This is a genomic window from Pseudomonas alkylphenolica, assembly GCF_000746525.1.
GTDB lineage: Bacteria > Pseudomonadota > Gammaproteobacteria > Pseudomonadales > Pseudomonadaceae > Aquipseudomonas > Aquipseudomonas alkylphenolica.
Window position 1 is genome coordinate 95,037 of sequence record NZ_CP009048.1, and the last position, 16,758, is coordinate 111,794.

General features: G+C 62.0%; 20 protein-coding genes. 10 read left to right on the plus strand and 10 right to left on the minus strand.

Annotated features, from left to right (window positions below; all coding sequences use genetic code 11):
• The first annotated feature begins 185 nt into the window (after positions 1-185).
• The 4 genes from coxB to PSAKL28_RS00450 are packed head-to-tail and all read left to right on the plus strand — an operon-like array spanning position 186 to position 4,449.
• Entirely contained in the window at positions 186-1,313 is a 1,128-nt protein-coding gene (gene coxB, locus PSAKL28_RS00435; protein ID WP_038605213.1) for a cytochrome c oxidase subunit II, read from the plus strand.
• Positions 1,314-1,365: 52 nt separating this feature from the next.
• On the plus strand, positions 1,366-2,955 hold the full coding sequence (gene ctaD / locus PSAKL28_RS00440; RefSeq protein ID WP_038605216.1) for a cytochrome c oxidase subunit I: 1,590 nt from the start codon (positions 1,366-1,368) through the stop codon (positions 2,953-2,955).
• Between the two features lie 24 nt (positions 2,956-2,979).
• Positions 2,980-3,549, plus strand: a complete 570-nt coding sequence (locus tag PSAKL28_RS00445; RefSeq protein WP_038605218.1) for a cytochrome c oxidase assembly protein — start codon at positions 2,980-2,982, stop codon at positions 3,547-3,549.
• A gap of 12 nt (positions 3,550-3,561) precedes the next feature.
• Positions 3,562-4,449 (plus strand): cytochrome c oxidase subunit 3, encoded by an 888-nt coding sequence (locus tag PSAKL28_RS00450; RefSeq protein WP_038605220.1) that lies wholly within the window; start codon positions 3,562-3,564, stop codon positions 4,447-4,449.
• Between the two features lie 6 nt (positions 4,450-4,455).
• On the opposite strand, the gene PSAKL28_RS00455 is transcribed toward PSAKL28_RS00450, so the two are convergent.
• Positions 4,456-4,659, minus strand: a complete 204-nt coding sequence (locus PSAKL28_RS00455) for a twin transmembrane helix small protein (RefSeq protein WP_028942629.1) — start codon at positions 4,657-4,659, stop codon at positions 4,456-4,458.
• Positions 4,660-4,722: 63 nt separating this feature from the next.
• On the opposite strand from PSAKL28_RS00455, the gene PSAKL28_RS00460 reads away from it, so the two are divergent.
• From PSAKL28_RS00460 to PSAKL28_RS00480, 5 genes are read left to right on the plus strand one after another with little or no spacing between them, the layout of a single operon-like run.
• Positions 4,723-5,463 (plus strand): SURF1 family protein, encoded by a 741-nt coding sequence (locus PSAKL28_RS00460; RefSeq protein ID WP_038605224.1) that lies wholly within the window; start codon positions 4,723-4,725, stop codon positions 5,461-5,463.
• A complete protein-coding gene (locus PSAKL28_RS00465; protein ID WP_038605226.1) occupies positions 5,429-6,022 on the plus strand; it encodes a PA_0111/PP_0108 family redox-active disulfide protein in 594 nt (197 codons plus the stop codon). The genes PSAKL28_RS00460 and PSAKL28_RS00465 overlap by 35 nt, the downstream gene beginning before the upstream one ends.
• A gap of 9 nt (positions 6,023-6,031) precedes the next feature.
• A complete protein-coding gene (locus PSAKL28_RS00470; protein ID WP_038605228.1) occupies positions 6,032-7,114 on the plus strand; it encodes a COX15/CtaA family protein in 1,083 nt (360 codons plus the stop codon).
• Positions 7,099-7,998, plus strand: coding sequence for a heme o synthase (gene cyoE, locus PSAKL28_RS00475; RefSeq protein WP_038605230.1), 900 nt, complete (start codon positions 7,099-7,101; stop codon positions 7,996-7,998). Before PSAKL28_RS00470 ends, cyoE begins: the two co-directional genes overlap by 16 nt.
• Positions 7,995-8,627, plus strand: a complete 633-nt coding sequence (locus PSAKL28_RS00480; RefSeq protein WP_038605232.1) for an SCO family protein — start codon at positions 7,995-7,997, stop codon at positions 8,625-8,627. Before cyoE ends, PSAKL28_RS00480 begins: the two co-directional genes overlap by 4 nt.
• A gap of 132 nt (positions 8,628-8,759) precedes the next feature.
• On the opposite strand, the gene PSAKL28_RS00485 is transcribed toward PSAKL28_RS00480, so the two are convergent.
• The 7 genes from PSAKL28_RS00485 to zur form a co-directional block, all read right to left on the minus strand.
• A complete protein-coding gene (locus PSAKL28_RS00485; protein WP_038605234.1) occupies positions 8,760-9,530 on the minus strand; it encodes a MetQ/NlpA family ABC transporter substrate-binding protein in 771 nt (256 codons plus the stop codon).
• A 62-nt stretch (positions 9,531-9,592) separates the two neighbouring features.
• Positions 9,593-10,264: a methionine ABC transporter permease gene (locus PSAKL28_RS00490; protein WP_038605236.1), complete on the minus strand. Its 672-nt coding sequence runs from the start codon at positions 10,262-10,264 to the stop codon at positions 9,593-9,595.
• Positions 10,264-11,271 (minus strand): methionine ABC transporter ATP-binding protein, encoded by a 1,008-nt coding sequence (locus PSAKL28_RS00495; protein ID WP_038605238.1) that lies wholly within the window; start codon positions 11,269-11,271, stop codon positions 10,264-10,266. The genes PSAKL28_RS00490 and PSAKL28_RS00495 overlap by 1 nt, the downstream gene beginning before the upstream one ends.
• A 206-nt stretch (positions 11,272-11,477) precedes the next feature.
• The gene (locus tag PSAKL28_RS00500; protein WP_038605240.1) at positions 11,478-12,191 is read right to left on the minus strand and encodes a PA5502 family lipoprotein; all 714 of its coding nucleotides are present in this window, start codon (positions 12,189-12,191) and stop codon (positions 11,478-11,480) included.
• Between the two features lie 130 nt (positions 12,192-12,321).
• Positions 12,322-13,104 (minus strand): zinc ABC transporter permease subunit ZnuB, encoded by a 783-nt coding sequence (znuB, locus tag PSAKL28_RS00505; RefSeq protein WP_038605242.1) that lies wholly within the window; start codon positions 13,102-13,104, stop codon positions 12,322-12,324.
• Positions 13,097-13,876, minus strand: a complete 780-nt coding sequence (gene znuC / locus PSAKL28_RS00510; protein WP_038605244.1) for a zinc ABC transporter ATP-binding protein ZnuC — start codon at positions 13,874-13,876, stop codon at positions 13,097-13,099. Before znuC ends, znuB begins: the two co-directional genes overlap by 8 nt.
• On the minus strand, positions 13,876-14,358 hold the full coding sequence (zur, locus tag PSAKL28_RS00515; protein WP_038605245.1) for a zinc uptake transcriptional repressor Zur: 483 nt from the start codon (positions 14,356-14,358) through the stop codon (positions 13,876-13,878). Before zur ends, znuC begins: the two co-directional genes overlap by 1 nt.
• 66 nt (positions 14,359-14,424) lie before the next feature.
• On the opposite strand from zur, the gene PSAKL28_RS00520 reads away from it, so the two are divergent.
• Positions 14,425-15,342 carry a zinc ABC transporter substrate-binding protein gene (locus tag PSAKL28_RS00520; RefSeq protein WP_075226618.1) on the plus strand — a complete coding sequence of 306 codons (918 nt, stop codon included), beginning with the start codon at positions 14,425-14,427 and terminating at the stop codon, positions 15,340-15,342.
• 59 nt (positions 15,343-15,401) lie between these two features.
• Here PSAKL28_RS00520 and PSAKL28_RS00525 read toward each other — a convergent pair whose 3' ends face one another.
• Positions 15,402-16,352 (minus strand): homoserine kinase, encoded by a 951-nt coding sequence (locus PSAKL28_RS00525; protein WP_038616167.1) that lies wholly within the window; start codon positions 16,350-16,352, stop codon positions 15,402-15,404.
• A 64-nt stretch (positions 16,353-16,416) separates the two neighbouring features.
• Positions 16,417-16,704, minus strand: coding sequence for a DUF2782 domain-containing protein (locus PSAKL28_RS00530; protein ID WP_038605248.1), 288 nt, complete (start codon positions 16,702-16,704; stop codon positions 16,417-16,419).
• Between the last annotated feature and the right edge of the window lie 54 nt (positions 16,705-16,758).

A 16,758-nucleotide genomic window follows, 5' to 3' on the forward strand; every position in this document is an offset into this window, starting at 1 on the left:
TGAATTCCGTTATCGCATTGCGTGGTCAAGGTCGCTGTCTATACTCCGGTTTGAAAGTGATTCGCTGATGAGGCCCGACTGCAGTTCGCAGGGGCTCGGTCGTCGAAGTTCGCAGTCTTGGCCGCCGTACCCTTAGCCGTAGGTCCACGCCTCCGGGATAACAAGAACGATAAGGGGAACCCGCAATGATGCGACATCCACACGTCTGGATGGGCCTCCTGTTGTGGTCGGTATTCGGTCAGGCCAACGCCGCCTGGACCGTGAACATGGCGCCAGGGGCGACTGAAGTCAGCAACGCAGTGTTCGACCTGCACATGATCATTTTCTGGATCTGCGTGATCATTGGCCTGGTGGTCTTTGGCGCGATGTTCTGGTCGATGATCATCCACCGTCGTTCCACCGGCCAGCAGCCTGCGCATTTCCACGAGCACACCTGGGTCGAGATCATGTGGACGGTGGTGCCGTTCCTGATCCTGGTGGCGATGGCCATTCCGGCGACCAAGACCCTGATCGACATCTACGATGCCAGCGAGTCGGATGTGGATATCCAGGTCACCGGCTACCAATGGAAGTGGCATTACAAATACCTGGGCCAGGACGTCGAGTTCTTCAGCAACCTGGTCACCCCCGCCGAGCAGATCCACAACAAAGCCCCCAAAGACGAGCATTACCTGCTCGAAGTCGACCAGCCACTGGTGTTGCCGGTGGGGGCCAAAGTGCGCTTTCTGGTCACTGCCGCCGACGTCATTCACTCCTGGTGGGTGCCGGCCTTTGCGGTCAAGCGTGACGCCATTCCCGGCTTCGTCAACGAGGCCTGGACCCGGGTCGAGAAGCCCGGCATTTACCGCGGCCAGTGCACTGAACTGTGCGGCAAGGACCACGGCTTCATGCCGGTGGTGGTCGAGGTCAAGTCCAAGGCCGATTACGACACCTGGCTTGCCGAGCGCAAGGCCGAGGCGGCCAAGCTCAAGGAGCTGACCAGCAAGGACTGGACCCTGCAAGAGTTGGTCGAGCGCGGCGACAAGGTTTACCACACCACCTGCGTGGCCTGTCACCAGGCCGAGGGCCAGGGCCTGCCGCCGATGTTCCCGGCACTCAAGGGTTCGAAGATCGCCACCGGTCCCAAGGAAGATCACCTGAGCATCGTCTTCCACGGCAAGCCCGGCACCGCCATGGCCGCGTTCGGCAAGCAGCTGTCGGAAGTGGATATCGCCGCCGTGGTGACCTACGAGCGTAACGCCTGGGGCAACAACAAAGGCGACATGGTCACGCCAAAAGATGTGCTGGCGATCAAGCAGGCAGAAAGCAAATGAGCCGGCCTGACAGGTATTCCCGCACCAGCCACCGGACTGCAGGAGACAGGACATGAGCGCAGTGATCGACGACCACAGTCATGGTCATGAGCACGCCCACGGACCGGCCAAGGGCCTGATGCGCTGGGTGCTGACCACCAACCACAAAGACATCGGCACCATGTACCTGTGGTTCAGTTTCATGATGTTCCTGCTCGGCGGCTCGTTCGCCATGGTGATCCGCGCCGAGCTGTTCCAGCCCGGCCTGCAGATCGTCCAGCCGGAGTTCTTCAACCAGATGACCACCATGCATGGTTTGGTGATGGTCTTCGGCGCGGTGATGCCGGCCTTCGTCGGCCTGGCCAACTGGATGATTCCGCTGATGATCGGCGCGCCGGACATGGCCCTGCCACGGATGAACAACTTTAGCTTCTGGCTGCTGCCAGCGGCCTTCCTGCTACTGGTTTCGACCCTGTTCATGCCGGGCGGCGGGCCTAACTTCGGCTGGACCTTCTATGCGCCGCTATCAACCACCTACGCCCCGGAAAGCGTGACCTTCTTCATCTTCGCCATCCACCTGATGGGTATCAGCTCGATCATGGGCGCGATCAACGTCATCGCCACCATCCTCAACCTGCGTGCCCCGGGCATGACCCTGATGAAGATGCCGCTGTTCGTCTGGACCTGGCTGATCACCGCCTTCCTGCTGATTGCGGTGATGCCGGTGCTGGCCGGTGTGGTGACCATGATGCTGATGGACATCCACTTCGGCACCAGCTTCTTCAGTGCTGCCGGTGGTGGTGACCCGGTGTTGTTCCAGCATGTGTTCTGGTTCTTCGGTCATCCCGAGGTGTACATCATGATCCTGCCGGCGTTCGGCGCGGTCAGCTCGATCATCCCGGCGTTCTCGCGCAAACCGCTGTTCGGCTACACCTCGATGGTCTATGCCACCGGCGCGATTGCCTTCCTGTCCTTTATTGTCTGGGCGCACCACATGTTCGTGGTCGGCATTCCGGTGGTCGGCGAGTTGTTCTTCATGTACGCCACCATGCTGATCGCGGTGCCGACCGGGGTGAAGGTGTTCAACTGGGTCAGCACCATGTGGGAAGGTTCGCTGACCTTCGAGACGCCGATGCTGTTCGCCATCGCCTTCGTCATCCTGTTCACCATCGGCGGTTTCTCCGGGTTGATGCTGGCCATCGCCCCGGCGGACTTCCAGTACCACGATACCTACTTCGTGGTTGCCCACTTCCATTACGTGCTGGTGCCTGGGGCGATCTTCGGGATTTTCGCCTCGGCCTATTACTGGCTGCCGAAATGGACCGGGCACATGTACGACGAAACCCTGGGCAAGCTGCATTTCTGGCTGTCGTTCGTCGGTATGAACATGGCCTTTTTCCCCATGCACTTTGTCGGCCTGGCCGGCATGCCGCGCAGAATTCCGGACTACAACCTGCAGTTCGCCGACTTCAACATGGTCTCCTCGATCGGTGCCTTTACCTTCGGCGCCACGCAGATCTTCTTCCTGTTCATTGTCATCAAGTGCATTCGCGGCGGTGCTCCGGCACCGGCCAAACCCTGGGATGGTGCCGAGGGGTTGGAGTGGTCGGTGCCGTCACCGGCGCCTTATCACACCTTCCAGACCCCACCGGAAGTGAAATGAACGGCAAACGCCGGAGGATAAGCCATGAGTGAAGGGACCTCGCTCAAACGCCTGGTGTTGCGGCTGATGCTGCTGACCGTGGTGATGTTCGCGTTCGGCTTTGCCCTGGTGCCGATCTACGACGTGATGTGCAAGGCGTTCGGCATCAACGGCAAGACCGGCGGGCAGTATGCAGGCAGCCAGGTCAGCGATATGAACCGCAGCGTCAAGGTGCAGTTCATGTCGACCAATGCCAGCGACATGGTCTGGGAGTTCTATTCCACTGCCGATCAGATCGACGTCAATCCCGGTGCGGTCAACCAGATGGTGTTCATCGCCCGTAATCCGACCGACAAGCCGATGAGCGCCCAGGCGATCCCGAGCATCACCCCGGCGGAAGCGGCGGCGTACTTTCACAAGACCGAATGCTTCTGCTTCACCCAACAGGTGCTGCAACCGGGAGAGCGCATCGAAATGCCGGTGCGCTTCATCGTCGACCGCGACCTGCCCAAGGACGTGAAACACCTGACGCTGGCTTACACGCTGTTCGATATCACCGCTCGCCACCCGCCGGTTGCACACCTGGCGGGCCAGGCCACACAGGGCGCCCGATAAGGAGAACACTCAATGGCTTCGCATGAGCACTATTACGTACCGGCGCAAAGCAAGTGGCCGATCATTGCCACGATCGGCATGTTTATCACGGTGTTCGGCCTGGGTACCTGGTTCAACGACCTCAAGGCCGGGCGCCCCGAATCCCATGGGCCATGGATCTTCTTCCTGGGCGCGCTGTTCCTGGCCTACATGTTCTTCGGCTGGTTTGGCGCGGTGATCAAGGAGAGTCGTGCCGGGCTTTACAGCCCGCAACTGGACCGCTCGTTCCGCTGGGGCATGTCCTGGTTCATCTTTTCCGAGGTGATGTTCTTCATCGCCTTCTTTGGTGCGCTGTTTTATGTGCGCAACCTGGCCGGGCCCTGGCTCGGCGGTGAAGGCGCCAAAGGCGTGGCGCACATGCTCTGGCCGAATTTCGAGTTTGCCTGGCCGCTGCTCAACACGCCTGATCCCAAGCTGTTTCCGCCACCCAAAGAAGTCATCGATCCGTGGCACTTACCGCTGATCAATACCATTTTGCTGGTTAGCTCCAGTGTCACGGTAACGATTGCCCACCACGCGCTGCGCAAGGATCACCGCGGCGCACTGAAGTTCTGGCTGGGGCTGACCATCGCGCTTGGCATCGGCTTCCTGGTGCTGCAGGCCTACGAGTATCACGAGGCCTACACCGAGCTGGGGCTGACCCTGGGCTCGGGCGTCTATGGCGCGACCTTCTTCATGCTTACGGGTTTTCACGGCGCCCACGTGACCATGGGCACCCTGATCCTGATCGTGATGCTGGTGCGGATCATGCGCGGGCACTTCAACCCCGACAAACACTTCGGCTTTGAGGCGGCCAGCTGGTACTGGCACTTCGTCGATGTGGTCTGGGTCGGGCTATTTATCTTTGTGTATGTGCTGTAGCCGGATTCAGAACGGCGCGTGGGACACCAACTGGCCGCTATAGAAGCCCCAGGTGATCAGCGCCAGAGTCAGCGCAGCTAATGTGACCCGTACGGTCAGGGCTTTGAGCAGACGCGTGGAATGTCCGTCGTCCTTGACCAGAAAGAACAGGCCACTGAACAGGCTGGCGATGGTGGCCAGCAGCATCAGGACAATCGCGGCTTTAAGCATGGCGAAACTCCGGGGGGATGCATCGATGACCTTAAGTATAGCGACCGAGCATGGGGTGACCGGGTGAAGCCATTTCGCCCAGGTTGGGTGCCGACCCTGGTGGTGCTGATGCTGTTCCCTGGGCTGATTGCCCTGGGCTGCTGGCAGTTGGCGCGGGCGCAAGAAAAGCGCGAGTTGCTCGCCAGCTATGCCGAGCGCCAGGCCGGTGAAGCCTCGGGCGCCGCACAGTTGCCTCAATTGAAGGACCCGGCTTATCGCCGGGTGCACCTGTTCGGTCAGTTCGATGCCGAGCACAGCCTGTTGCTGGACAATCGCATGCGCGATGGCCAGGTCGGCGTCGAACTGCTGCAACCCTTCCTCGACCAGGCCAGCGGGCTCTGGCTGCTGGTCAATCGCGGCTGGCTGCCGTGGCCGGACCGGCGTATCCCGGTGCAATTCAGCACCCCGGCACAGACATTGAGCCTGGATGCCTGGGTGTACGTCGCCCCCGGGGCCACCTTCCAATTGCATGCCGACCCGCAAGGCGGCAGCTGGCCGCGTCTGTTGACGGCCATTGATGCCAGCCATCTGTGGCCGCAGTTGTCGCGTGAAGGCTTCGCTTACGAATTGCGTCTGGAGCCAGGCCCGGCCAGCTACCGGCTGGACTGGCCGGTAGTCGCCATGGGCCCGGAAAAACACCTGGGCTACGCCATGCAGTGGTTCGCCCTGGCGCTGGCGTTGGTCCTGCTCTACCTCTACTTCGGCTGGCATAACAACAAGGAGAAACAGCATGGGAGCCGTCACGAGTCCACTCAACATGTCTGAAGGCAAGGCGCCGACCGGGCGCGCTCGCGGGCGCCTGCAACTGATCCTGATCCTGCTGGTGGTCCTCGGCCCGATGCTGCTGGCCACCGCCATGTACAAGTTGCAGTTCTGGGTCCCGGACAGCCGCAGCTATCACGGTGAAATGCTCGGCAATGGCCAGAGCCGGGCCGACCTCGGCGTCAGTGCCGATGAGCAGCGCTGGCAGTTGCTGGTCAGCACCCCCAAAGAGTGCGGGCTGGACTGCCAGCAACTGGTGTACCTGGCGCGGCAGATCCAGATCGGCCTGGGGCGCGATGCCAGCCGCGCCAGTCATGCCCTGGCCACAGCGCAAGCGCTGGGCGCTGACTACCAGGCCCGGCTCGATCGCGAATACCCACAGCTGCAGCGCTACCCGCTGGACCTGAGCAAGTACGCTGAGATGAGCCGGGGCAAGCAGGATGCACAGCTATGGATTGTCGATCCTCATGGCAACCTGGTGCTGCGCTACGACGCCAGGGTCAAGGGCAAGGACTTGCTCAATGACCTGCGCCATCTGCTGAAGCTGTCCAACATCGGCTAGGACATCACCATGGCCAGACCTGGATTTCGCCTTGCTGTGTTTGCCACCGTGCTGGCACTGGTGGTTGTCCTGCTCGGTGCCTACACTCGCCTCACCCATGCCGGCCTTGGATGTCCGGACTGGCCGGGTTGCTACGGCTTCATCAGCGTGCCCAAGACCGAAGCGCAGCTGGCCCATGCCGAGCGACACTTCCCCGATACGCCGGTAGAGGAACACAAGGGCCGCAACGAGATGGTCCATCGCTACTTCGCCGGAACCCTGGCCTTGGTGATCACCCTGCTCGCCTTCCAGGCCTGGCGTCGCCATGGCCGTGATGGTCAGCCTTTTCGTCTGCCCTTGCTGCTGCTCGGCGTGGTGTTCGCCCAGGCGGCCTTCGGCATGTGGACGGTGACCCTCAAGCTGTGGCCGCAGGTGGTCACGGCACATCTATTGGGCGGGTTCGCCACCTTGAGCCTGTTGTTCCTGTTGAGTCTGCGTTTGTCGCGGGCGTTCGCCCCGCTGCCCAAGCTACCGCTGAGTGTGCGCCGGGTGGCGGCACTGGCGTTGCTGGTGGTGATCGGCCAGATCGCCCTGGGCGGCTGGGTCAGCGCCAACTACGCGGCGGTGGCTTGTGTCGATCTTCCCACCTGCCATAGTCAGTGGTGGCCACAGGCGGATTTTGCCAACGGCTTTCACCTCACCCAGCACATCGGCCCCAATTACCTGGGCGGACAGCTGGACAGTGATGCGCGTACCGCGATTCATCTAAGCCACCGCATGGGCGCATTGTTGGTGACCGGTGTGCTGTTGCTGCTGAGCTGGAAGCTGCGTCGTCATGGACTCAGCAAACTCGCCCGCCTGGTGCTTCTGGCACTGGCGGTACAGATCGGCCTGGGCATCAGCAACGTGCTGTTCCACCTGCCATTGCCGGTGGCTGTGGCCCATAACGCCGGGGGCGCGATGCTGTTGCTGTGCATGGTGCTGGTCAATTACCGCATTCGCCTGGTGGCCAGGGCGAAGGCACGTCGGGTCAGCCAGGGCTGGCGCCTGACACCGCTGGGCAGTGGCGGTGTCGTTCATTATCTGGGAGATAACTCATGGCGACGCTTTTAAGCGGACGCAGGCTCCAGGCAGGCTGGCGCGACTACCTGGAGCTGACCAAGCCCAAGGTCGTGGTGCTGATGCTGGTCACGTCCCTGGTCGGTATGTTTCTCGCCACTCGCGCGGGTGTGCCCTGGACCGTTCTGCTGTTCGGCAACCTCGGTATCGCTTGTTGTGCCGGTGGCGCTGCGGTGGTCAACCATGTGGTGGACCGGCGCATCGATGCGTTGATGGCCCGCACCCACAAGCGTCCCTTGGCCGAAGGCCGGGTAGCGCCTGGCGCGGCTTTGACCTTTGCCTTGTTGCTGGCGCTGCTGGGCATGGCCTTGCTGCTGGTCTTTACCAACGCCCTCACCGCCTGGTTGACCCTGGCCTCGCTGCTCGGTTATGCGGTGATCTACACCGGTTTTCTCAAACGGGCCACGCCGCAGAACATCGTGATTGGCGGCCTGGCCGGCGCGGCGCCGCCGTTGCTGGGCTGGGTGGCGGTCAGTGGGCATATCAGCGCCGAGCCGCTGCTGCTGGTGCTGATCATTTTCGCCTGGACTCCGCCACACTTCTGGGCCCTGGCCATTCACCGCAAGGAAGAGTACGCCAAGGCGGATATTCCAATGTTGCCGGTGACCCACGGCGAGCACTACACCAAGGTGCACATCCTGCTTTACACCCTGGTGTTGCTCGCAGTCAGCCTGCTGCCCTACGTCATTCACATGAGCGGGCCGCTCTACCTGGTCTGTGCCCTGGTGCTGGGCGCGCGCTTCCTGCAATGGGCCTGGGTGTTGTACCGTGGCAGTCGGCCGCACGCGGCGATCAAGACCTTCAAGTACTCTGTCTGGTACCTGTTGCTGTTATTCATTGCCCTGCTTGTTGATCATTACCTACTGTTGAACCTATGACTCGAACCCAGAAAACCGTCTTCATCCTCGTTGCCCTGGTCGCCGTGATCCTCGGGCTTACTGTCAACAAGGTGCTCAATGGCCGCAGTGAGGGCAACCCGACCGAACTGATCGATGCCGGCATCATCCTGCTGCCGCAGAGCCGCACGGTGCCTGCGCTGGAAATGACCGACGAGAACGGCCAGCCAGTGCGTATGGATGAACTCAAGGGCAAGTGGTCGTTGTTGTTCTTCGGTTACACCTTCTGCCCGGACATCTGCCCGACTACGCTGGCGCAATTGCGTCAGGTAAAAAGCGAGCTGCCGAAAGAGGCCGTGGAGCGGCTGCAGGTGGTGTTGGTCAGCGTCGACCCGAATCGGGACACCCCGACCCAGCTCAAACAGTATCTGGGCTATTTCGACAAGGACTTCCGCGGCGTGACCGGTTCACTGGACAACCTGCAGAAGCTGGCCAATGCGGTGAGCATTCCGTTCATTCCGGCTGATACCAGCAAGCCGAACTACACGGTGGATCACAGTGGCAACCTGGCGCTGCTGGGGCCGGATGGCAAGCAGCGTGGGTTTATTCGTGCGCCGTTCAACAACCAGAAGCTGGTGGCTCAGTTGCCTGGGTTGGTTAAGCGGGACTAAAAGCATCGCGGCTGAACTGTAGGAGCGGATTCATCCGCGATGGACTGCGCAGCAGGCCCATTTTTTGGGGCCGCGATGCGCCCCATCGCGGATGAATCCGCTCCTACAGAAGTCCTGCGATAGGCTGTTGAATCAGAACGCCGGCTTGACCGCGCCCTTGTACTTCTCTTCGATGAACTTCTTCACTTCCGGGGTGTGCAGGGCTGCAACCAGCTTCTTCACTGCCTCGGCATCCTTGTTGTCTTCACGGGTAACCAGGATGTTCACGTACGGCGAGTCAGCGCCTTCGATGACCAGTGCATCAGACTCAGGGTTCAGCTTGGCTTCCAGCGCGTAGTTGGTGTTGATCAGCGCCAGGTCGACCTGGGTCAGTACGCGCGGGATGGTCGCCGCTTCCAGCTCACGGAATTTCAGGTTCTTGCTGTTCTCGGCGATGTCTTTGACGGTCGAGAGGATGTTGGTGTTGTCCTTGAGCTTGATTACGCCGGCCTTGTCCAGCAGCAGCAAGGCACGACCGCCGTTGGTGGCGTCGTTGGGGATCACCACGGTGGCGGTCGATGGCAGCTCATCGAGCTTCTTGTACTTGCTCGAGTAGGCGCCCAGTGGCTCCAGGTGCACGCCGGCAACGCTGACCAGCTTGGTGCCCTTGGCCTTGTTGAACTCATCCAGGTACGGCTGGTGCTGGAAGAAGTTGGCGTCCAGGCGCTTCTCGGCAACCTGTACGTTCGGCTGGATGTAGTCGGTGAACACCTTCACCTTCAGGTCCACGCCTTCTTTGGCCAGGGCCGGTTTGACGAACTCGAGGATCTCGGCGTGCGGCACCGGGGTAGCAGCAACCGTCAGGGTATCGGCCTGGGCGGAGAAGGCCGCGACGGCGGCGACAACAGCAAGCAGCTTTTTCATCAAATCACTCCTTGTGAGGGCCGGTCCGGCCCCCGGTGCGTCGGCGTCGCCGACCCATGGGGTTACTTACGGGAAAAATGCACAACCAGTTTGTCGCCCACGCTCTGCAGTACTTGAACCAGTATCAGCAGCAGGACCACGGTGACTACCATCACATCGGTCTGGAAGCGTTGGTAGCCGAAGCGGATCGCCAGATCGCCGAGACCACCGGCACCGACCACACCGGCCATCGCGGTGTAGGACACCAGGGTAATGGCGGTGACGGTGATGGCTGCGAAGATGCCCGGACGGGCCTCAGGCAGCAAGGCATTGGTGATGATCTGGCGAGTAGTGGCACCCATCGACTGGGTCGCCTCGATAATGCCGCGATCAACCTCACGCAAGGCAGTTTCCACCAGACGCGCGAAGAACGGCGTAGCTCCCACCACCAGCGGCGGGATAGCCCCGGCGACGCCCAGCGAGGTGCCGGTGATCAGCACGGTGAACGGAATCATCACGATCAGCAGGATGATGAACGGCAGCGAACGCAGCACGTTGACCACCAGCGACAGCAGCGCATACACGCCCTTCTGCTCGAACAACTGGCGCGGGCCGCAGAGGAACAGCAGCACGCCCAATGGCAGGCCGAGCAGCACGGTGAAGAACAGCGAGCCGAACAGCATGATCATGGTGTCGATGGTCGCCAGCCAGATTTCGGCCCAGTCGACGTTGGCAAAGAAACTCAAGGCGTCCATTAACGCAGTACCTCCATATGAACATCAGCCGCCGTGAAGCGGGCGAACGCCGCTTCCATGTCGCCGCCAGTGACGGCCAGGGTCAGCTGCCCATACGGGGTGTCTTTGATACGGTCGATGCGGCCAGCGAGGATGCTGTAGTCCACGCCGGTTTCGCGGGCCACAGTGCCCAGCAGCGGCGCGTAGGTGGAATCGCCCTGGAAGGTCAGGCGCACGATGCGCCCCGGTACATGGGCAAAGTCGTCGCGCTGTTCGTTTTCGTCGATCTGCTCGTCTTCCTGGACGAAGCGCTTGGTGGTCGGGTGCTGCGGGTGCAGGAATACATCAGCCACCGGACCATGCTCGACGATCTGCCCGGCATCCATGACCGCAACCCGGTCACAGACCCGGCGGATCACGTCCATTTCATGGGTGATCAGCACGATAGTCAGTTTCAGTTCACGGTTGATCTCTGCCAGCAATTGCAGGACCGAAGCCGTGGTCTGCGGATCGAGCGCGCTGGTGGCTTCGTCGCAGAGCAGGATTTTCGGCTTGGTCGCCAAGGCGCGGGCAATGCCGACGCGTTGCTTCTGGCCACCGGACAATTGCGCCGGATATTTTTTCGCGTGCTCGGACAGGCCGACACGGGCCAGCAGTTCACTGACACGGGCGTCGATTTCCTTGCGCGACAGCTCGCCGGCCAGGGTCAGAGGCAGCGCGACGTTGTCGGCCACGGTCTTGGACGCCAGCAGGTTGAAATGCTGGAAGATCATCCCGACCTGCTGGCGGAAGCGCCGCAGGTCGTTGGCGTCGAACGCGGTGACATCTTCACCGTCAACGATGATCTTGCCGCCGCTTGGGGCTTCCAGACGGTTTATCAGGCGCAGCAGGGTACTTTTACCGGCACCGGAGTGGCCGATCAGACCGAACACCTGGCCGTCTTCGACACTCAGGTTGGTCGGGTGCAGCGCGGGGATGTCCCTACCGGCGACGCGGTAGGTTTTATGTACATTTTGAAACTCGATCACGTAGCGAACCTTGTGGGGCGCATGGAATTTGGGTCAGCGGTTAGCCGGGGGGCGCATTTTAGCCTGTTCGTATAGAGGTTCTTAGCATTTATTTCGCAATTGACCAATGCTACGGGAATAACGCGATCAGTGGTCAAACCGAATGAACGCTCGCCGGGCCCGCCCTGTATCGGGCGTGGCAGCGGGTGGGGGCGCCACCCGGCTGCTCAAGGACGACGCGGAATCAGCACCGCCTGGGCAGGCTGGTTGCGATGGATTTCGTGGGACTGCTGCAGGGCGAACTCGCTGTCGAGCTTATGCACGCGCTTGCCCAGCAGGGTCTTGAGCCACGGGGCGTCATCCTTGCGTGGCACCTGGAGCACCACATCGCACTGGTAGTTCACCACATCAGTGGCGATGTCATCCAGTTGCCGGCGCATTTCGCGAATATTGGTGGTTTTCAATGCCACGACGGTGCTCGGTGCGCCCGGGTCGATAAGCTTGGCCTTGGGACGTGCTTCCGCTGCCTTGAGTGCCGCTTCGGCTTTTTCCAGTTCAGCCTTGCGGGCCTGGGCGATGGCGCCATTGACGCCACCGGTCAGTGCCGGAGCCTTGGGCATCAGCGCGCGGGCACGGCTCAGGGCGGTGGCGGCGGCATTGACGTCGCCCTTTTGCAGGACGATCTGGCTGCGTTGCAGGTAGGCTTCGGCCAATTGCCGCTGGTGCTGCTCGACCCGGCTGTCATTGGGGTACTGGGCCTGCAGGGCGGCCAGCTGATCTTCGGCGGTGGCCAGCTCACTGCTGGCGATACTTTGCTCCAGCTGCTGCCAGGCATCGGCTTGGGCAGGCGTGGCGGCGTTATCGGTCGGGGTGCTGGAGCACGCAGCCAGGATCAGCGAAAACGCGGCAAGGAGCAGATAACGGGAGGCGAACGGCTTCATTCCTGCGACTCTCTATTTGCGCAAAAAGCGAGCAAGTCTACACCCAGTCCGTAGACTCGAAAATAAATCTTCAGGGCCCTGCGTGATTTAACTGTCGCAGGGTGCAACCGCCCTGGCTGCACCCTGCGGCTCAGCGCCGGGGCCAAGCCAGGCTCAGCAAGAATAGCACCGCGGCACAGACCACGATCGACGGGCCGGCCGGGGTGTCTTTGAACCACGACAAGGCCAGGCCCCCGCACACTGCGGTAACCCCCAGCAGGCTGGCGCCCAGGGCCATCTGCTCGGGCGAGCGGGCGTGACGTTGCGCTGCAGCGGCCGGGATGATCAGCAGCGAGGTAATCAGCAGCACCCCGACGATCTTCATCGCCACGGCAATCACCACCGCGATCAACAGCATCAAGGCCAGACGCAGCGCCGCCACCGGCAGGCCTTCGACCATCGCCAGCTCTTCATGCACGGTCACCGCCAGCAACGGGCGCCAGAGGACCACCAGCAACAGCAACACCGCCGCACTGCCGCCGAGGATCCAGGCCAGATCGCCGGGGCTGATCGCCAGCAGATCACCGAACAGGTAAGCCATCAGGTCGATGCGCACATCGTGCATGAAGCTCAGTACCACCAGGCCGAGCGACAGGGTGCTCGGGGCGAGAATGCCCAGCAAGGTGTCGGAGGCCAGCGCCTGGCGTTGCTGCAGCGTGACCAGCAGGATCGCCAGCAACAGACAGCCGACCGTTACCGCCAGCGCCGGGCTGATATCCAGCACGAAGCCCAGGGCTACGCCGAGCAGTGCGGCATGTGAGAGGGTGTCGCCGAAATAGGCCATGCGCCGCCAGACCACGAATGATCCCAAGGGGCCGGCGACCAGGGCCAGGGCCAAACCTGCGAGCAGGGCGTAAAGCAGAAAATCAGCCATGCTTGCAGTGTTCTCCGTGTACGTGGCCGCCTTGGGCCGGGGCAACCACCGAGCCATGCAGGTCGTGGGCGTGGTCGTGATGGTGATGGTAGATCGCCAGGCTTGGCGCATTGCTGCCGAACAATTCGACGAAGGCTGGATCGCCGCTGACCTGTTCCGGGTGGCCGGAGCAGCAGACGTGGCGGTTCAGGCAAACCACCTGGTCGGTGGTGCTCATCACCAGGTGCAGGTCGTGGGAGACCATCAGCACGCCGCAGCCATGGCGGTCACGCAAACGCGTGATCAGGCTGTACAGCTCGGCCTGGCCGGCGACATCGACGCCTTGCACCGGCTCATCCAGCACCAGCAGTTCAGGTTCGCGCAACAGCGCCCGGGCCAGCAGCACGCGCTGCATTTCACCACCGGAAATACCCTGGATCGGGCTGTCGATCACCTGTTCGGCACCGACTTCCTGCAACGCGCTGAGGGCGGCGGCACGGTCGACACCTGGTACCAGGCGCAGAAAGCGCAGGACCGACAGCGGCAAGGTGGCATCCACATGCAGCTTCTGCGGCATGTAGCCGATGCGCAGGCGCGGCTTGCGCCAGACCTTGCCGGTGTGGGGCTTGAGCAAGCCAAGCACGGCGCGCACCAGGGTGGTTTTGCCGGCACCGTTGGGGCCGATCAGGGTGACGATCTGCCCGGGTTCGACGGCCAGGTCGATGCTGTCGAGCACGGCCTGTCCGGAGAAAGCCACGCCGACCTGTTCGAGGCGAATCAGCGCATTGCTCATCAGGCGCTCCGGCAGTTGCCGCACAAGCCGACCACTTCGACGGTTTGCGCTTCGACGCTGAAGCCGACGTCCTTGGCGCTGGCGACAATGGCGTTGCTGATGCTGGTCTGCTCCAACTCGATCGCCACATGGCACTCCCGGCAGATCAGGAACTGCCCCTGGTGGGCATGCTCGGGGTGACTGCAGCCGATGAAGGCGTTCAGCGAGGCGATACGGTGCACCAGGCTGTTTTCCAACAGGAAATCCAGGGCCCGGTAGACGGTCGGCGGCGCCGCGCGACGACCGTCCTGCTCGCTCAATACCGCCAAAATGTCGTAGGCACCCAGCGGTTTATGGCTCTGCCACACCAGCTCCAGCACGCGCCGACGCAGGGCGGTCAGGCGCAGGCCTTTGCGTGCGCACAGCACATCGGCCTCAGCCAGGGCGCTGTGGACGCAATGGGAATGGTCGTGGGGACGATTGGCCAACGGGGTTTTAGGCATGAGCGGCGACGGTTCTGATTGGAGACGTTATTATGTTACCTGTTCCTGCCCCTTTGAGTGGTCATCGTGTCCCGATTTTTTGCCCTTTTTGTCGCTTTTATCACCACTCTGGTGATGGCCCAGGCACAGGCCGAGGTCCGTGTCCTGACCAGTATCAAGCCCCTGCAGCAGATCGCCGCGGCAGTTCAGGACGGCGTTGGCAGCCCTGAAGTGCTGCTGCCGCCAGGCGCCTCCCCGCATCACTACGCACTGCGTCCCTCCGACGTGCGGCGGGTGGGTGACGTCGAGCTGCTGTACTGGATCGGCCCGGACATGGAGGGCTTCCTGCCACGGGTGCTCAAGGGCCGCAGCAAGCCCAGTGTCGCGGTGCAGGACCTGCCCGGCTTGCACTTGCGCCACTTTGGCGAAGATAGCCACTCGCATGACGAAGATGGCGACGAACACGATCACGATCATCGCCCAGGCAGTCTCGATGCCCACCTCTGGCTGTCGTCGGCCAATGCCCGGGTCATCGCAGCGAAGATGGCTGCCGACCTCAGCGCTGCCGATGCGGCCAATGCCGCACGCTACCAGAGCAACCTGAAGGCCTTTGGCGAACGCCTGGATGCCCTGGATGCGCGTTTGAAAAAGCGCCTGGCCGGTATCAGCGGCAAACCGTTCTTCGTGTTCCATGAGGCGTTCGATTATTTCGAGTCGGCTTATGGCCTCAAGCACACCGGGGTGTTCAGCGTGGCGGCCGAAGTGCAACCGGGTGCTCAGCATGTGGCAGCGATGCGCAAGCGCCTGCAGGAAGTGGGCAAGACCTGTGTGTTCAGTGAGCCGCCACTGCGCCCGCGCCTGGCCGAGACGCTGACCGCAGGTTTGCCGGTGACCCTGGCTGAACTGGATGCGTTGGGCGGGACAGCGCCGGCCAGTGCTCAGGGCTATGAGCAGTTGCTAGAGAAGTTGGGGAATGATCTGGCGGGGTGCCTGGAGAAGCTGTAGCGCTTTTTTCGCGGGGCAAGCCCGCTCCCACCGTGGGAGCGGGCTTGCCCCGCGATAGCTTACAAAGCAAACGGAAGGGCGATTTCCACCTGCTGGCGCGCCGCCAGGCGCACTTCAAAATCGGCCGGATCGTGAATCAGCACGTCCATCCCGGCAAACGACTCGGCAGCGATCAGGCGCGACAGCCAGAAGCGCACACAGGCAATGCGCAACATCACCGGCCACAACTGCGCCTCTGCCGAGGTGAAGGGGCGCAGCGCCGCATATGCACCCAACAATGCCCGCGCACGCGCGCCATTGATCTGCCCAGCATCGTCACAGCACCAGTCATTGAGGGTGATCGCCAGGTCATACAGCATCGGCCCCGAGCAGGCGTTGTAGAAGTCGATCAGACCGGTCAGGTGGGTGCCTTCGAACAGCACGTTGTCGCGGAACAGGTCGGCGTGCAGGTTGGCGCGTGGCAGGGCCATGATCTGCGCGTGGTGCTCAGCGATCTCATCCAGGCAAGCCTGTAGCAGCTGGCGTTGCTCGGCGTTCAGGCGCGGCATCAGCTCGGCACCGGTCTCCAGCATCCAGTCCAGGCCGCGGTCGGTCTTGCGCTCCAGGACCTTGTCACGGGTGGCCAGGTGCAGGTGGCCGAGTAGCTCGCCGATCTGCACACAGTGCTGGTTGTTGACGTCCTTGATGTGCTTGCCGGGCAGGCGCGGTTGCAGCAGCGCCGGTTTGCCGGCCAGCTCGCGCAGCGCCACGCCGTCATTGCCACGCAAGGCGTAAGGCACCGGCAGGTCAGCGTCGTGCAGGACATCAAGCAACTCGATGAAGAACGGCAGGTCCTGGATCGGCCCGCGTTCGACCAGCGTCAGCACGTACTCTCCCTGTTCCAGACTGACAAAGAAGTTGCTGTTCTCGGTGCCGGCGGCAATGCCCTGGAAGTCCCGCAGGCGGCCCAGGCCGTAAGGCGCCAGAAAGGTTTCCAGCTCAGGCCGGGTCAGGGGGGTGAAGACTGACATGATCAAAAATTGCCCATACGGGCACTTCAGCAGGGAAGTGCCAGGTTGATGTAAAGGGTACGCCTTACCACTCGAAGATTTTCCACGACGGGATCAGCATGTCCGGTTGGTCGGAGCGAATGAAATTACCTTCCGAGCCATCAGCGCGTACCAGGAAATAAGGCTTACCCCCTTTCGGGGTGACCTTGATTGCATACAGGAAGCCATTTTGCCGGTATTCCTGAATGGTTTTGTCGCCTTCCGTGCGAATGGTTACTTCCGGATCAGCCGATGGCGCGTCTTCCGCTGCCAGAGTGACGACCGGAGTGACTGCCAACAGACCGAGCAGCAACAGGCGATTTAGTGTACGCATGATAACCTTGTCCCTTTGTCGTCAATGTTCCGGACATTCTAGCGCCGGGCCCGT

Bases quoted from the DNA above. Each gene is read 5' to 3' on its own strand.
- coxB (WP_038605213.1), top strand. From the start codon at position 186: ATGATGCGACATCCACACGTCTGGATGGGCCTCCTGTTGTGGTCGGTA.
- ctaD (WP_038605216.1), top strand. From the start codon at position 1,366: ATGAGCGCAGTGATCGACGACCACAGTCATGGTCATGAGCACGCCCAC.
- PSAKL28_RS00445 (WP_038605218.1), top strand. From the start codon at position 2,980: ATGAGTGAAGGGACCTCGCTCAAACGCCTGGTGTTGCGGCTGATGCTG.
- PSAKL28_RS00450 (WP_038605220.1), top strand. From the start codon at position 3,562: ATGGCTTCGCATGAGCACTATTACGTACCGGCGCAAAGCAAGTGGCCG.
- PSAKL28_RS00455 (WP_028942629.1), bottom strand. From the start codon at position 4,659: ATGCTTAAAGCCGCGATTGTCCTGATGCTGCTGGCCACCATCGCCAGC.
- PSAKL28_RS00465 (WP_038605226.1), top strand. From the start codon at position 5,429: ATGGGAGCCGTCACGAGTCCACTCAACATGTCTGAAGGCAAGGCGCCG.
- PSAKL28_RS00470 (WP_038605228.1), top strand. From the start codon at position 6,032: ATGGCCAGACCTGGATTTCGCCTTGCTGTGTTTGCCACCGTGCTGGCA.
- cyoE (WP_038605230.1), top strand. From the start codon at position 7,099: ATGGCGACGCTTTTAAGCGGACGCAGGCTCCAGGCAGGCTGGCGCGAC.
- PSAKL28_RS00480 (WP_038605232.1), top strand. From the start codon at position 7,995: ATGACTCGAACCCAGAAAACCGTCTTCATCCTCGTTGCCCTGGTCGCC.
- PSAKL28_RS00485 (WP_038605234.1), bottom strand. From the start codon at position 9,530: ATGAAAAAGCTGCTTGCTGTTGTCGCCGCCGTCGCGGCCTTCTCCGCC.
- PSAKL28_RS00490 (WP_038605236.1), bottom strand. From the start codon at position 10,264: ATGGACGCCTTGAGTTTCTTTGCCAACGTCGACTGGGCCGAAATCTGG.
- PSAKL28_RS00500 (WP_038605240.1), bottom strand. From the start codon at position 12,191: ATGAAGCCGTTCGCCTCCCGTTATCTGCTCCTTGCCGCGTTTTCGCTG.
- znuB (WP_038605242.1), bottom strand. From the start codon at position 13,104: ATGGCTGATTTTCTGCTTTACGCCCTGCTCGCAGGTTTGGCCCTGGCC.
- znuC (WP_038605244.1), bottom strand. From the start codon at position 13,876: ATGAGCAATGCGCTGATTCGCCTCGAACAGGTCGGCGTGGCTTTCTCC.
- zur (WP_038605245.1), bottom strand. From the start codon at position 14,358: ATGCCTAAAACCCCGTTGGCCAATCGTCCCCACGACCATTCCCATTGC.
- PSAKL28_RS00525 (WP_038616167.1), bottom strand. From the start codon at position 16,352: ATGTCAGTCTTCACCCCCCTGACCCGGCCTGAGCTGGAAACCTTTCTG.
- PSAKL28_RS00530 (WP_038605248.1), bottom strand. From the start codon at position 16,704: ATGCGTACACTAAATCGCCTGTTGCTGCTCGGTCTGTTGGCAGTCACT.